We start from the raw sequence: 15,436 nt of genomic DNA, 5'->3' as shown, positions 1-15,436 counted from the left end.
ACGACAATGGAAAAGTTAAAAATGCATAGCCCCAATCTGGTGGCGCAGAATATCGAGCAATTGGCGGCCTTGTTTCCGAATTGCGTAACCGAATTACGGGGTAAAGATGGCAAACTCAAACAGGCCATCGATTTCGATCTGCTTAAACAGGAGCTCTCGGACCATATCGTCGACGGGCCACAGGAGCGTTATGAGCTCAACTGGCCCGGCAAGCGCGAAGCGCTGCTAACTGCTAATGCACCGATTGCCAAGACGCTGCGGCCTTGTCGGGAAGAAAGCGTGGACTTCGATACCACCAAGAACCTGTTTATCGAAGGTGATAACCTCGACGCGCTTAAGTTGTTGCAGGAGACATATCTCGGCAAGGTCAAGCTGATCTATATCGACCCACCATACAACACAGGAAAGGACTTTATTTACAAGGATACTTTCGCATCTGATCAGATTTCACATCAAGTCGCATCGGGCGATCGCAGCGATGAAGGTGTTCGCCTAGTTGCCAATTTGGAAGATAATGGTCGCTTCCATTCCAATTGGCTCACCATGATTGCACCACGCATTCGGTTGGCCAAAAATATGCTCAGACAGGACGGTGCCATCTTTGTTTCCTGCGATGAAGGCGAGCACCCCAGGTTGCGCTTGATAATGGACGAAATATTCGGTCAGTCCAATTTCGTCGCTGATATGGTATGGGCTGCTGGGCGGAAAAATGATTCACGGTTAGTGTCTGTTTCCCACGAATACATTGTGTGCTATGCCCGCGATGTCGAATATTTGCGTGCTAAGCAAGTTACATGGCGGCAGCGCAAGAAAGGCTTGGATGAAATCTACGCTCAGTTTGAACGTTTGAAACGCCAAAATGTCAACGATTACAAGGTTATGACTGAGGGGTTGAGGGAGTGGTATCGGTCTCTCGCTGATGGCCATCCATCAAAAAATCACAAGCACTACAACAACATAGATAAGCGTGGGATCTACTTCGCAGCAGATATTTCGTGGCCAGGCGGTGGTGGACCAAAATACGAGGTGCTTCACCCCATTACAAAGAAGCCCGTTAAAGTACCTTCTAGGGGCTGGATGACTAGCGATCCCAAACGCATGCAGGAATGGGTAGATGAGGATCGCGTGCATTTTGGAGATGATGAAAACTCTGTGCCTTGCATCAAGTCGTACCTAAAGGACAAAGAACAGCAAACGCCGTACAGCGTGTTTTATCAGGATGGACGTGCAGCTTCAAAACGGTTGCGTGCTCTCATGGATGGTGATCTGTTCGACTTTCCGAAAGACGAGATCGTGCTTCAGGAAGTGGTCGAAATGTTAACTGAGAGCGACGACATCGTTGTCGATTTTTTTGCTGGTTCTTCTACAACAGCGCACTCGGTCATGCTGCAAAACGCGACTGACGGTGGCAACCGAAGATTTGTGATGGTTCAGTTGGATGAGAAGACGAGTGAGAAGTCCGCTGCGTTTCAAGCTGGATTCGAGACCATTCCCGAAGTCAGCCGTGAACGCATCCGTCGCGCCGGGAAAAGTGTGCTGTCTGGGGCATGTCATGATAAGTGGAACCAGGATATAGGCTTCCGCGTCCTTAAAATTGACTCGTCCAATATGTCAGAGGTGTACTACAATCCTGATGCGATTGCGCAAACCGATCTGTTTGCTCAAGTCGAAAATGTTAAAGAAGATCGTACAGAAGAGGATCTGCTGTTCCAGGTCATGTTGGACTGGGGAGTAGATCTTGCACTGCCCATTCGCCATGAAACCATTGCCGGTAAGACAGTTTTCTTTGTCGATGCCGACTCGAATAACTGCCACGGTGCCCTGGTAGCCTGTTTTGATAAAACCGGGGCTGTGAATGAAGCTTTCATCAAAGCGTTAGCGGCTTTTTCACCGCTGCGACTGGTGTTCCGCGATGCGGGCTTTGCCTCTGATGCTGCCAAAATCAACGTGGAGCAGTTGCTTAAGCAGTTAAGCCCCACCACCGATGTTAAGACTATCTAACGGGGTGAGGTGATGAAACTCAAGTTTAAACACCAGGCCTATCAGGCCAACTCGGTTCAGGCTGTCGTTGATTGCTTTAAAGGTCAGCGGCGCGATGACGCGGCGCGCCGGTACAGAATAGATCCCGGCTTGGATGCCAAGGGGCATATTGGTTCAACGGTTGTGGTTGACGAGGGCTTTAAAAACGCGGAATTGCAGTTAACCAGCGATCAGCTTTTGGCTAATATTCAGGCGGTGCAGGCCCGGCAGTATTTACCACAATCCACTAAACTGGTTGCGACTAAAGCAAGCCCGGTTAACCTGGATATCGAAATGGAAACCGGTACCGGTAAAACCTACTGCTATGTGAAAACCATTTTCGAGCTCAACAAGCAGTACGGTTGGAGCAAGTTCATTATTGTTGTGCCCAGTATTGCGATCCGCGAAGGCGTGTATAAGTCGCTGCAAATCACCGCTGAGCATTTCCTTGAGGATTACCACAAAAAAGCCCGCTTCTTTATTTATAACTCCAAGCAATTGCATGAGCTTGAAACCTTCTCATCTGATGGCGGCATCAATGTCATGGTCATCAACGTACAAGCCTTCAACGCCCGGGGAGCCGATGCACGTCGGATCTATGGTCAGGAGCGAACGCTTGCCGATGGTACCAAGGTGCTCGAAGGGCTGGACAGTTTTCAATCGCGAAAGCCCATCGATATCATCAAGGCTAATCGCCCTATTATGATCCTCGATGAGCCGCAGAAGATGGAGGGCACGAAGACCCTAGACTCTTTTGCCGAGTTTAACCCGCTATTTATGCTGCGCTATTCAGCTACGCACAAGACTGAGCATAACAAGGTATTTCGTCTCGACGCGCTGGATGCCTACAACCAGAAGCTGGTAAAGAAAATTGCTGTGCGAGGTATCACAACCAAAGGGCTTGACGGTACCAATGCATACCTCTATTTGGAACAGATAGAGGTTTCAGCGAAAAAAGCACCGGTCGCACGCCTCGAGTTTGAAGTTAGCCTGGCCAGTGGGGGGATAAAACGTGAGGTCCGCAAGGTTAACAAGGGTTACAACTTGTTTGAGCAGTCCAACGGACTTGACCAGTATCAGGGATTCGTTGTCTCAGACATTAACGCGAATACCGATACCATCAGCTTTACCAATGGCATTGAGCTGACCGCCGGTGATGCCTGTGGAGATGTCAGTGAGTCGGCGCTGCGCCGGATGCAGATCCGTGAGGCGGTTAAAGCACACTTTGAGAAAGAGCGTCAGTTGTTTGGGCAAGGCATCAAGGTGTTGAGCTTATTCTTCATAGATGAAGTGGCCAAGTACCGCGATTATTCAGCGGCGGATGAGAAGGGTGAATACGCCCGGATATTCGAAGAAGAATACCTGCAGGAGCGAGACAATCACCTTGGGTTATTTGATGGCGAATATCAGACCTACCTGAAGGAAATTGCGGTTGAGAAAACCCATGATGGTTATTTTTCTATCGACAAAAAGTCAAAACGCTTGGTTGACCCGGTGGTTGGCAAAAAGGCGACAGAAACAGACGACGTTGATGCCTATGACCTGATCCTTAAAAACAAAGAGAGACTGCTGAGTTTTTCTGAACCGACTCGGTTTATCTTCTCCCATTCCGCGTTGCGTGAAGGCTGGGATAACCCGAACGTGTTTGTGATCTGTACCCTTAAGCACAGTGACAACACCATTTCACGCCGCCAGGAAGTGGGCCGGGGTTTACGCTTGGCGGTGAACCAGTTTGGTGACCGCATGGATGACCCTCTACGAGTCCATGATATTAACCGCTTAACGGTTGTGGCGAGTGAGAGCTATAAGGATTTCGTCGCAGCCTTACAAAGAGACATCAGTGATTCGCTTTCTGAAAGACCACAGAAAGCGAATGCGAAATATTTTACAGGTTTGGTGCTGCATACAGAGCAAGGCGATATCAAGATCTCCGAAGAGATGGCCAGAAAGATAGAACGTTATCTGGTTAAGAATGATTACACCGATGAGCAGGACCGAATTACCGATACCTATTTGAAGGCAAAAGAAGAAGGTACCTTGGCACAATTGCCAGAGGAACTGCAGCCGTTTGCCGATCAGATAGTCATTATGTTGGATGCCGTCTATAGTGATAAGCGCTTGCCTGATGTGGGTGATGACCGTAAAGGAAAGATAAACCCGCTCAACAGTAATTTCGATAAAAAGGAGTTCCAAGAGCTCTGGTCAAGAATTAACCATAAAGCTATCTATCAGGTTGAGTTTGATTCAAGTGAACTTGTTAATAAAGCGAGTCGTGCACTGGATGCCAAGCTACGGGTGGAAAAATTGCACTTCAACATTGTTCGGGGTGAACAAGTTGATTCGACGACTGTCGAGCAGCTTAAGGCGGGACAGGGTTTTATGGTTTCAGAGACTGAGCGTGAGGAGTACCAACACTCGGTCCACTCGTCGGTGAAATATGATCTGCTGGGTAAGATAAGTGAGCTGACTAAACTCAAACGCAGTACGGTTGCTGCCATTCTGCAAAAAATAGATCCCACGGTTTTTGCCCAATTCAGGCACAATCCGGAAGATTTTATCAGTAAGGCGGCGCTGCTCATTAATGAGCAAAAGGCGACTATGGTCGTTGAGCATCTGACCTATGATCTGCTGGAAGAAAGGTTTGATACCTCAATCTTTACCGCTGGTCAGGTCAAGCAAGACTTCACAAATGCAGGTAATCCACTGAAAAAGCATATCTATGACTACCTGGTGACTGATTCAGAGGTTGAGCGGAAGTTTGTGTTTGGTGATACCAAATCAGATGAGCAAGGTGGATTGGAGCTGGCAAAAGAGGTCAGTGTCTACGCCAAGTTACCCAAAGGTTTCTTTATTCCGACTCCGGTTGGTAACTATAACCCGGATTGGGCCATCGCATTCGAAGAGGGGGCTGTGAAACATGTCTACTTCGTTGCGGAAACGAAAGGGTCCATGGCATCACTCCAGCTCAAGGGCATGGAGGAGGCAAAAATTGAATGTGCTCAGCGTTTTTTCAACAAGCTTAATGCTGAAATTGCCTCCAAAAATGTTTCTTACAGCGTTGTGGACAACTTTAAGAGCTTGATGGACTTAGTTCGCTGACAGAGATTAGGTGCGACGTTATCTGATGCATCATGCTTGAAGGTGAGAGCGACTCGGTTTGAATGTGGTGCAACCAGTCAACCAACCCGAGTCGCTCTCACCTGCAGGCCTCCAGAGCGAAACCCATGGCAATGCTGTTCATGACTTCTTGTTGAGGTGCCAATCGGTCTTTTTGCATACGACAGGTGCCTTTCAGTTAAGAGACGTTTTTTATTTGTTTTAGTCGCGGGGGCCCTCATTGCAACGGCCTGACGCTATGCGATCTGGTTAATATTAAAAGGAATTTACGTTGGAAGTAGAGATTTGGGACGGCGGTCTTCAAGAACACGAAGTTCAGGCAATTGAAAAAATTAAAAGTGTATTTTCGGGCAATTATTCTCAGCTGGCAAAGGAACGTGCCGGGGGCTCACTTGGCGATCAACTGCAAAACCTTGGGTTTGTAAAGGACCCGCGCAAAGGAAATGGCAGCAATGGAATGTTCCCTTGGAAGGGTTACGCAGGATTTCGTTTTGTTGAGGCGAAAAAAGAAGGTGAATTCGATTTAGTTATTGTCACCCACTGCAATGTCATCATCGTTGAGTTGAAAAACTGGAACCATCAGCCGGTGACGCAACGAGGTGATACTTGGTACAAAGGTGAGCAAAATATGGGACGCTCGCCGGTCAGTGTGACCCGTGGCAAAAAGTTCATGCTCGACAAAAAGTTGAAGCGTCTTGCTAATCAATTTACAAACAAAGGTTACCCTCCTCATGTGCATTTCTTCGTTGTGATGACTGGGAATGCCGATTTTAGTCAGTTGCCAGCGGATCAGCTCCTTCATACTGTCTCATTGAACGATTTCCTTAAATTTGCTGATCGAAATATTTTTAATAACCAATTCAGGCCACACCCTAACGCACAGAATTTGAATAAAGATTTCCCAATCTTCGATACGTTATTCTTAGGTGTTCAAACTGCACCCAAAGCGCTCAGAGTAGATGGCTATGAAGCCAAGGAAAAGATTTTCGATCATCCAAAAAATGTTTATCGGGAGTACCTTGCAAAGTCTGAGATATCGTCCGGCTCAGAAGTATTACTGCGTGTCTGGAACTTCAAGAATGTCCCTGGAAGTAAAGGATATACGCCAGAAGGAAGAGTTGAGATTGTTTCACGGGAACGTGAAGTATTGCACTATATCAATCACCAGAACAGGGACCTTTACAACCACTGCTTGCGGTCGCTGACAAGCGTCCAAAAAGATGCGGTTACCTCAGAATACTGTGAAGTATACGAACTTCCACCTGGTCATGTCCGCTTTAACGAGTTCATCGGAAAATATGGTAATGCATTTTCTGACTTGGACCGCTTAAACATCACTAAGCTTTTGATTGCCAAGTTTGGTGATCTGCATGAGATGAAAATCGCTCACAGAGATATTGCGGATCACAGTCTTTGGCTTTCTCCTTCAAAAGAAGTCGCGCTTTCAAACTTTATTTCGGCGTACCACCAACCTATCGGCACCGTTGGCGATTATCGTAAAAGTCTTTCTGTTGGCGCTGTTGAAGCACTAGACATGCTTGACCAGACCGATTTGACGCCCTTTCAGCAGGATGTTCATACCTTGGGGCTTGTTGCATGGCACTTGCTGAGTGCAAAGCGCATGTCTCCCAAGAGCTTAGAAACTGTTCAGGAGGATATGCTAAACAGTGATAGATGGTACTCTGAAGTTTTGCTGGATGCTGTTGCTGCTAGATTCATGTCTGCAACAGAGTTATTTGATGCGTTGAAGCAAGCAGAACCAGAAAGCGACGCTTTTCCAACGTTTGATGACGCAGAGCTTGACCCCTATAGACATCCCATCAACCACTCGCGTCAGTATCGCGAAGATGATGATTTTTTAGTCGAAACTGGCGAAAAGGAAGTCTACGTATCTGACGGAAGACTTGTAAAGGCATGGTTGAATGTTGGTGGGCAGGGAGAACACCCGACAACAAACTTCCTGGTTCTAAAGTTTCTCAAGCTTTTGGACAAGTTATCCTCAGTCAAACCGACATACCTGCCGCAAATCCGTGAGTATGGTATTGCGTCTAAGTCCTCGAGTCTGTACCTGGTCACAGATCAAATTCAAGGAGAAACTTGGGATAAAGCGCAAATTGCTGATGATGAAAAAATTGAAACAATTAGTAAGTTTGTTGCGGCAGTAGAGCATTTACACGGCCTTGGAATATCTCATGGTGATATCCATCCAGGTAATGTGATGCTTGAGACTGAAAACCGCTCGCTTTACTTGGTCGATATTCCAGATTTCTCACTGTCAGGCGAGGATAAAAAAAATCACCTTTACAGCCCCGAATATATTGATGGATGCACTTCTTTTGAGCGTGATAATTATGCCGTGATGAAGATGTCTTGTGAGTTGTTAGGCCTGGAATGGGGGCACGAGTCAGAAACTTATCCAGCTTTGGCGACGGCAATTAGGGCTGAATTGGAGGACTTTCAATTTGGTTTCAGGGGATTGGGTCGCTTTAAGAAGGCGATCTCTAGTGGCATAGGTTCATCAGAGCAATCAATAATAGAGATTACAGTAAGCCTTGCCGATGAAGCTATCACTCTCTTACCTGATAATGGACACCTTTACGTCAAAGTTGAGCCAAGTAAGAAGAATCCAAATGAAGTCAAAGTGACCTTTTCGGGGATCGGTGGTAGTTTTTCCGCATTTTACTGTAAAAAGCAGAGAGTGCTGCAAGTTGGGTTAAAGCCATGGCCACGTACATCGATTCGAAAACAGGATATTGATGAAAGCCAGTTTGAAATTGATACGGGAATAAAGATCATTCCCGGTCGGCCTCAAGATATGTCTGCTTTAACCAAGCTGCTGAATGAGCAAGAGTCGTTTGCTCGTGCGATTGAACTGGCTACTGTACAGGTAGAAAAGTTAGAACCTGAATACGAGCAAGAACAACCAGAAGAGCAGCAACAAGATGACATGACGACTCAGCTAAAGGAAGCTTTCGCAAGGCTAGACCAACAAGCTTTGGAACCTTTTTCGGCAAAAAGGCTAGAAATTCCGACAACGAAACTCTGGCGATCAATTTTGGATACTGAAACAGAATCGTATCCCAATATTGAAGTGAGTGGCGAAATTGTTCCCGTTACAGACGCTAAAGGCGAATTGTTGGTCCCCTACTCAGCGGATGTAGACCCTCTCGGTGGATTCAGCAGTAGCGATGAAGTCCAAGCATTAGTCGTTGATCAAGAAGGGGCAGAGCGAGTCATTGGCGAAGTATCACTCAAGAAATCTGCTCTAAATGAGATCCGTCTGGTTAAAACCCGCCAAGCAGCTTACGCGTTGTCTGAGTCAGATATTGTGTTCTTTCGTACCAAGCAGGATCGGGCATCGTACCAGAAGCGCAAAAGAGCTTTGGAGCGACTGCTCGACCGTGAAGGTGTAATGCCTGATTTGATAGATCTTTTCGATCCCTCTTGCGAAACGACTGCACAAAATTACGGTATCACCTTAAGCGATGCAGATTTCTCGAGGTATGACCGAGAGGACCAACACGGAAATAGGATTAGTTTGAATGAGCAGCAACGGGACGCTTTTGCCAAACTGGTCAATAATGGCCCACTCTCTTTATTACAAGGACCGCCAGGGACTGGTAAAACAGAGTTTATTGCCGCATTTGTGCACTATTTGGTAGAAAAGCAGAACACCAAACGAATTTTGCTTGTTAGCCAGTCACATGAAGCCGTGAATACTGCGGCAGAGCGGATCAGAAAGCATTGTGCTCGCCTGAATACACCTTTGGAAGTTGTTAGATTTAGTAACCGCGAAGGCGCTGTATCGCCAGGGCTGAAAGACGTTTACTCAAATGCGATTACAACGGAGAAGCGTGAACTGTTCAATGCTGAAAGTAAGTACCGAGTTGAAGCCTTGAGCGATGCGATTGGTCTGGAACCAGAGTTTATCTCAAGTGTTGTGTTAGCAGAGCTCAAGCTTTTTAAGCAAATTGACCATCTAGAGTCATTACTATATCAAGTCAATGACTTGGTTGATGAGACGGACAGAAAAAAGTTGAAGGATGTTGCAATAGAACTCGACTCTTCTATCCGCTCCAAACTGAGTTCAGTGTATGGCATTAGCTTAGATTCTGAAGCTAAGGTCTCTGATGCCAAAGACTTACTGATTTCCAAGCTATGTACCGATTATGGGGTAAGGCCTGATGAGGCTCGTCGTGTCAAAGCGATAGCAAAAATATCAAGGGATATGCAGGATGCCTTGTCGGGAGAGCGAGTTAACATTGATGAGTTTTATGCACGCTCCAGACAGCTGGTGGTTGGCACATGTGTTGGTATTGGGCAGGGGCACATTGGTATACAGGACAACATTTATGACTGGGTTATCATTGATGAAGCTGCGCGTTCAATTGCGAGTGAATTAGCCATCGCGATGCAGTCTGCTAGACGCATTCTGTTGGTGGGAGATCATCTGCAGCTTCCTCCGTTATATTCCGATGCACATAAAGCTGCGTTGGCAAGGAAATTAGGCATAAACAATTCTAGAACAGAGATTGATGAAGTATTACAAAGTGATTTTGCTCGTGCGTTTAACTCTGTTTATGGTAGACAGGCCAGCGCAGCGTTGCTGACGCAGTACCGTATGGCTCCGCCAATTGGTGATTTGGTATCCAAGACCTTTTATGACGGAAAACTGCGAAATGGGGCGCGAGTTGTACCAGATGTCTATAAGAATGCGCCACAAGCCATTCGCAGTGTCGTGACCTGGCTTGACACATCTAGCTTGGGGCAGCGGTCGCATCATTCAGAAGACCGCGGGATGAGTATCTACAACCGCTGCGAAGCTGATCAAATTATTAATGTGCTCAAACAGGTATCGGAGAATACTGAGCTCGTCGCTGAACTCTTAAAGCTAATACATAAGGATGAAGCTGCAATCGGTGTAATTTGCATGTATGCCGAACAAAAAAGGCTAATACGTCAAAAATTCAATCAAGAAATTTGGAGTGATGGCTTTAAGGATCTTGTCAAAATTGACACAGTTGATAGTTACCAAGGAAAGGAAAACAGAATAATTATCTTGTCATTGACACGGTCTGATAAGCGACATTCTCCAGGCTTCCTGCGAGCACCAAATCGAATTAACGTTGCCATGTCTCGAGCCATGGACCGTCTGCTAATAGTTGGTAATGCGGACCTATGGAAGGGTGTTAACAAGGAACTTCCGTTAGGTTCCGTTATACGCTATATGAATGAAGGTGGTCAGCAAGCTGGGTACAAGTTTATTGCAGTTAAGCAGGGAGGTAACTGAAATGAGTCTGGAAAATGCTTTTACTTATCATGAGGTTGACTTTTTACTTCCAGCTCAAAGGTTTAATATTCAGTTCTCATATATTTCGCAAAAAGGGTTGCCTTTTATAAGAGAGTTTGTGCTGAGGCTTATACATGTTGCTCCAATGAGTAAGTCACATGTGGCAACCTATTTTGGACTGAGTCGGCTTGAGACTGAAGAAGCTATCTCTGATCTTGTTCAGCGCGGAGAGTTGGAACTGTCGCTGGAAGGCAGACTTGCTTTGACTGAAAAATCAAAAGGTTACTTTTCTGATGTCGGTGAAATCCCATTGCTTTCTACCATACAGGATAGTGGCGCCTCGTTATCATTTGATTTAGCGACGTTCAGCTGTTTTAGTAATCAGAATATTCAGGATAAGTGGAAAGCAGGTATATTTCTGAAAATTGACGATAGTACGGTATCTCAAAGCGAAAAGCTGGTGGAGAAGCACTTTCAGCATCAGTTTAACCAGATTCTTGATAAAGACTATCTACCTAACCTATTGACGCTGGCGGGCAATCAACGTCCTTCTGTATATACTGTGAACTCGGTCAATAAGCTGCGCCAGCTACCGTTGCGTTTGAAATCAAAATTTCAGATGGACAACGATGGCAAAGCTGTCGAACGTGAAGACTTTGACGAGCTAAATAGCTCTGAGTATGTTCATGAGTTGGTGACTATAGAGTTATCTCGTTTATCAAGACCTGATAATATGATGAGCCTTTTTAAGGCAATGGTCACACTCGGTGATGAAGACACCTTGAAGGTATTTGATAGCAAGACAAACCTTGTCAATCCTAACTTTGTTAAGGATTTGAGGATGTTGGAAGAGCATAACAAATCAGCAAGAGTAACCTTGTTAGGTCCTATTTATTCGACAAGCAACTGGGATAAATTCCAGAAGACACTGGCATCGATCCTTGCAAAACGAATCAAGGCAAAAGTAGATACTGGCGGTACTCGATTTCGTTGGATTGCGCCTTCAGATCCATACTGGGCAAAGAGTGAAGGTTTCACTTCTTGCTTAAGTGATTTTGGCAACAAGTCGAGTACAAAACTCAAAAGCCTTTATAAGCCGACCCTGTATTTACCAATATCCGATGAAGGGAATTACCGTGCAGCTAGGCAATGGGAGACAGAAATCGGCCAGTTTAATGGTGATATTAAAGGGCTGGTTGAAGGCTTCTTGGATGGTAATGTCGAGATTCTCCATCTAGAAGATGAATTGGTAGCGGTTATTTATCATTTTACTCAACCAAAATCTTTACCTGTAACCATGCCATTGGGATTTATCTCAACTGACCCAGATACAGTTGCTAGAATTGGAAAACTAGTAGTCGATTATATTGGAGGCAGTTCTTCGTTTGATAAGCCAAATGACTGCGGTCTAATTTCGTTGATAGCTAAGAGAAAACAAAAGTAGTGCAATATGATCATTTGGCGCAATAGTAGTTGCGCCAAGATCTTAAGGGATTTTATTGATTACACAGCCTTCACTGTATATTGAATGCAAAGTTGTCTTTTTGTAGCTTGAAATTTAAGTAATCTGTCAACTTAGAAACAATATTTTAGTAGAGATACCAAGGCACGGAGTGAGGCCTTGGTATCTCTATAATCTACGATGCAGCGAAAAACTCAACCAACTCGACGAAACGAAACCGACAAACTTCCCTGTGAAGCTTCTTCAATGCGCTTGCTCCACCATTCCATCATGGAGCGGCGGCGCTCTAGGTAGTCGGTGCGGTTGTAGGCTGCGCGAACCTGGTTGGCATCAACGTGGGCGAGGGCGGCTTCGATAAGGTCTGGCTCAAATCCTTGGGCGTTGAGGGTGGTACTGGCCAGTGCCCGGAGCCCGTGGCTGACCAGTTTGTCTTTAAAGCCCATGCGCTTGATGGCCATGTTGGCCGTTTGTGTATGGCTATGGGACTTGGGATCTTTGTCTGACGGAAAGATGTATTCCCTGTGGCCACTGATTGGCCTCATGGCTTCCAGAATACCCAGCATTTGTGGTGTAAGAGGGATAGTGTGCTCGCGTCGCCGTTTCATCTTCTCTGCAGGAATAGTCCACACCTTCTTTTCCAGATCCAACTCTTCCCATCTGGCCGTTGCTGCCTCTGAAGGGCGTGTCATGGTGTGCAGTTGCCACTCGATTAATGCGCGTGTAGTGATTTTAATCGAGGCCTGTGCCACGGTTTTAATGAAGTCAGGCAGCTCACTGGGGTCGATCGTGGCCATGTTCTGCTTTTTCGGTTTTTTGAACGCAGCCCGGATCCCTGAGAGCGGGTTGGAATGCACATAACCGCAGTTGACGGCGTAGGTCATGATTTCATTCAGGCGTTGATTAAGACGCTTGACGGTTTCCAGGTTACCTTTGGCCTCGAGTGGGCGAAAGAGGGCGATGACTTTGGGCGCTGTGATGTCTGCAAGAGGTGAGTTGCCTATGGATGGGAAGACGTAGCGCTCCAACGAGCGCCAAATGTCGGTGGCATAGTCCGCTGTCACGTCGTGCTTTTTCACTTCGAGCCATTCGGCTGCAATCTTTTCCAATATGTACTCGGATTGCTGCTTGCGCTCTTCAAGCTTGGCTTCTCGGTGAGATTTGGGATCTATGTCCATGGCAAGCAGCTCACGCTGCTCCATTGCGAGTTTGCGGGCTTGGGCCAACGACACGGCCGGGTAACGACCTAAGCCGATGTTAACGCGCTTTTTTGTGACCGGATGGTAGTAGTTGAAATTCCACTGTTTTGTGCCGTTCACACGCAATCTGAGCTGCAGACCTTCACCGTCTGATATGACTTGGTCTTTCTCGCCTGGCTTTAAGTTTTTGATTTTAGCGTCATTTAACTGGCCCATAAACACCTCGCACCGAGTTTGGTATTCCAGAAATGTACGACACTTTGCTCTGGAATACCAACTGGTATACCAATTGCCTAAGATGTGGTGAGATGTCTTGAGATTTTGTGAGACACTAAGTTATTGATTTATATATATTTCAGGCAAGAAAAAAGACGTCCTGGGACGTCTTTTTTCAGAGGTTTGGTGGAGGCGGCGGGACTTGAACCCGCGTCCGAAAAACCTACGCTCAAGGCGCTACATGCTTAGTCTCTCTTTTATTTAACCGCTCGAACTCCGAAAGACAGGATTTCTAACGGTGAGCCTGGAACTGTTTCGCGGTTCACCCCCAGACAAGGTTCCCTCGCTAGCACGATGTAAGGTGACCATCATATCCACTGCCCATGTGCGAGACCTGTGGTAGATGGCTGGTGCTAATTAAGCAGCCAGAGCGTAGTTATCGTCGTTTGCAACTATAACTTTGCGGCTTTTTACGAGGCCAACCGCCCCTCGGCATGCTCCCGGAGTTTCGCGAATCCCGTCGAATCCAGAATCGCCCCCAAGATGATTTGATTGTACTCCCATGGGGCCCTGAACACCAAGGCTTAATTTGGCAGTGACAATCAACTGTCTGTTTTACGTTCGAAAACAGGCAGCTTATTTGTTTTTCATCACCCGTGCTTTTTCAATGGCCCAGTCGCGCTGCTTGATATCATCACGCTTGTCGTGGGCTTTCTTGCCCTTACCCAGACCAATTTCCACCTTGACCCAGGCGCCTTTCCGCCAGTACATGGAGATAGGCACGATGGCGTAGCCCTGGCGTTCAACCAAACCGGCCAGGCGATCCAGCTCGCGCCGGTTAAGCAGCAGCTTGCGCGGGCGTGTAGGGTCGCAGACCACGTGCGTGGAGGCGGCGTGCAGTGGGGTGATATGGCAGTGGTGCAAGTAGGCTTCACCGTTTTTCAGCATCACGTAACTGTCTGAGATGTTGATTTTTCCGGCGCGGATAGACTTCACTTCCCATCCCATCAGGGACAGGCCTGCCTCGAATTTTTCATCGAACTTGTATTCGAATGTCGCACGCTTATTGCGGGCGATGGTAGCCGGCTGAGCGGCTTTTTTTGCGTTTTTCTTTACCATAGGCCGGCTATTATAGCGTGGGGCCTGCAATTTGGAATTGACCACTGGTGAATATTTACATGTTTTGCCAAGCGAATGTTTTTATTGGTGAGTTTTTGTTCGTTTTGGCGGTTGCTGCGTTTAAGGCAAGCCGTGTTACAATCTGCGGCTATCTAATTTCAAGAGTTTGAATACACACGAATGCCTAAGGTTACCCGAAGTGCACTGGTCAGATTCAGTGCCCGGCAGATGTACGATCTGGTCAATGATGTTGAGTCTTACAAGGAGTTTTTGCCGGGCTGCGTCGGCGGCAAGGTGATTTCATTTGATGGACAAACCATGGTGGCCTCGGTGGATGTGGCTAAGGCGGGTATCGCCAAAACCTTTACCACCCGCAATCAGGTGATCCCGGCAAAGCAAATATCCCTGAAGCTGGAGAACGGCCCGTTTCGGCATCTGATTGGCGAGTGGCGCTTCACCGAGCTTGCCGAAGATGCATGCAAGGTGGATTTTGAGTTGGACTTTGAATTTTCCAGCGGCCTTGCTGACTTTGCTTTTGGTAAAGTATTCAAAGAATTGGCTTCTTCTATGGTGACGGCCTTTACCAACAGGGCCAAGGTGATTTATGGCCAGTGAAACAGAAAAATTCGGGGTGGATGTGGTCTATGCCTTACCCCATAAGCAAAAAGTTATCCATGTGATGGTGTCTCCGGGAACCACCTTTATTGAGGCTGTCCGTCAAAGCAATATCTGTAGTTTTTTCCCAGAGATAGACCTGGACTCGGTAAAGCTTGGCAGCTTCAGCCGCTTGGTTAAACATGATGATGAATTGCAACCTGGAAACCGCGTTGAGATATACCGCCCCTTGATTGCCGATCCCAAAGATGTGAGACGGCAGCGAGCGGAAAAGGCCAAAGATGAGGGGCGTGCCAGTAAGGTGACGGGTGGTAAAATCCAATCCTGAAAGTGTATTGTTGAGTCACTCCCATTACTGACATAAGTAACAGGATGGCCGGAGCAGGCAGCTGCCACCATGGC

General features: G+C 46.8%; 8 protein-coding genes and 1 other RNA gene. 6 read left to right on the top strand and 3 right to left on the bottom strand.

What is annotated here, in order from left to right; translation table 11 throughout:
• Positions 1–6 precede the first annotated feature (6 nt).
• The 4 genes from JQC75_RS12335 to JQC75_RS12320 all read left to right on the top strand — a co-directional run bounded on the left by JQC75_RS12335 (position 7) and on the right by JQC75_RS12320 (position 11,870).
• On the top strand, positions 7–2,001 hold the full coding sequence (locus JQC75_RS12335; RefSeq protein ID WP_203324377.1) for a site-specific DNA-methyltransferase: 1,995 nt from the start codon (positions 7–9) through the stop codon (positions 1,999–2,001).
• 12 nt (positions 2,002–2,013) lie between these two features.
• Positions 2,014–5,118, top strand: coding sequence for a type III restriction-modification system endonuclease (locus JQC75_RS12330; protein ID WP_203324376.1), 3,105 nt, complete (start codon positions 2,014–2,016; stop codon positions 5,116–5,118).
• Positions 5,119–5,407: 289 nt separating this feature from the next.
• Entirely contained in the window at positions 5,408–10,426 is a 5,019-nt protein-coding gene (locus tag JQC75_RS12325) for an AAA domain-containing protein (RefSeq protein ID WP_203324375.1), read from the top strand.
• Between the two features lies 1 nt (position 10,427).
• Positions 10,428–11,870 carry a hypothetical protein gene (locus JQC75_RS12320; RefSeq protein WP_203324374.1) on the top strand — a complete coding sequence of 481 codons (1,443 nt, stop codon included), beginning with the start codon at positions 10,428–10,430 and terminating at the stop codon, positions 11,868–11,870.
• Between the two features lie 212 nt (positions 11,871–12,082).
• Here JQC75_RS12320 and JQC75_RS12315 read toward each other — a convergent pair whose 3' ends face one another.
• The 3 genes from JQC75_RS12315 to smpB all read right to left on the bottom strand — a co-directional run bounded on the left by JQC75_RS12315 (position 12,083) and on the right by smpB (position 14,419).
• Positions 12,083–13,300: an integrase domain-containing protein gene (locus tag JQC75_RS12315; RefSeq protein ID WP_203324373.1), complete on the bottom strand. Its 1,218-nt coding sequence runs from the start codon at positions 13,298–13,300 to the stop codon at positions 12,083–12,085.
• A gap of 184 nt (positions 13,301–13,484) precedes the next feature.
• Positions 13,485–13,840, bottom strand: a transfer-messenger RNA (tmRNA) gene (gene ssrA / locus JQC75_RS12310).
• A 96-nt stretch (positions 13,841–13,936) separates the two neighbouring features.
• Positions 13,937–14,419: an SsrA-binding protein SmpB gene (gene smpB / locus JQC75_RS12305; RefSeq protein ID WP_203324372.1), complete on the bottom strand. Its 483-nt coding sequence runs from the start codon at positions 14,417–14,419 to the stop codon at positions 13,937–13,939.
• Positions 14,420–14,599: 180 nt separating this feature from the next.
• Here smpB and JQC75_RS12300 point away from each other — a divergent pair, with 180 nt between their 5' ends.
• Positions 14,600–15,034, top strand: a complete 435-nt coding sequence (locus tag JQC75_RS12300; protein ID WP_203324371.1) for an SRPBCC family protein — start codon at positions 14,600–14,602, stop codon at positions 15,032–15,034.
• Positions 15,024–15,362 (top strand): RnfH family protein, encoded by a 339-nt coding sequence (locus JQC75_RS12295; RefSeq protein ID WP_203324370.1) that lies wholly within the window; start codon positions 15,024–15,026, stop codon positions 15,360–15,362. The genes JQC75_RS12300 and JQC75_RS12295 overlap by 11 nt, the downstream gene beginning before the upstream one ends.
• The last annotated feature ends 74 nt before the right edge of the window (positions 15,363–15,436 follow it).

It is taken from the genome of Shewanella litorisediminis (genome assembly GCF_016834455.1).
In the GTDB taxonomy this organism is placed as follows: Bacteria; Pseudomonadota; Gammaproteobacteria; order Enterobacterales; family Shewanellaceae; genus Shewanella; species Shewanella litorisediminis.
This window is presented reverse-complemented; position numbering and strand designations above follow the sequence as displayed.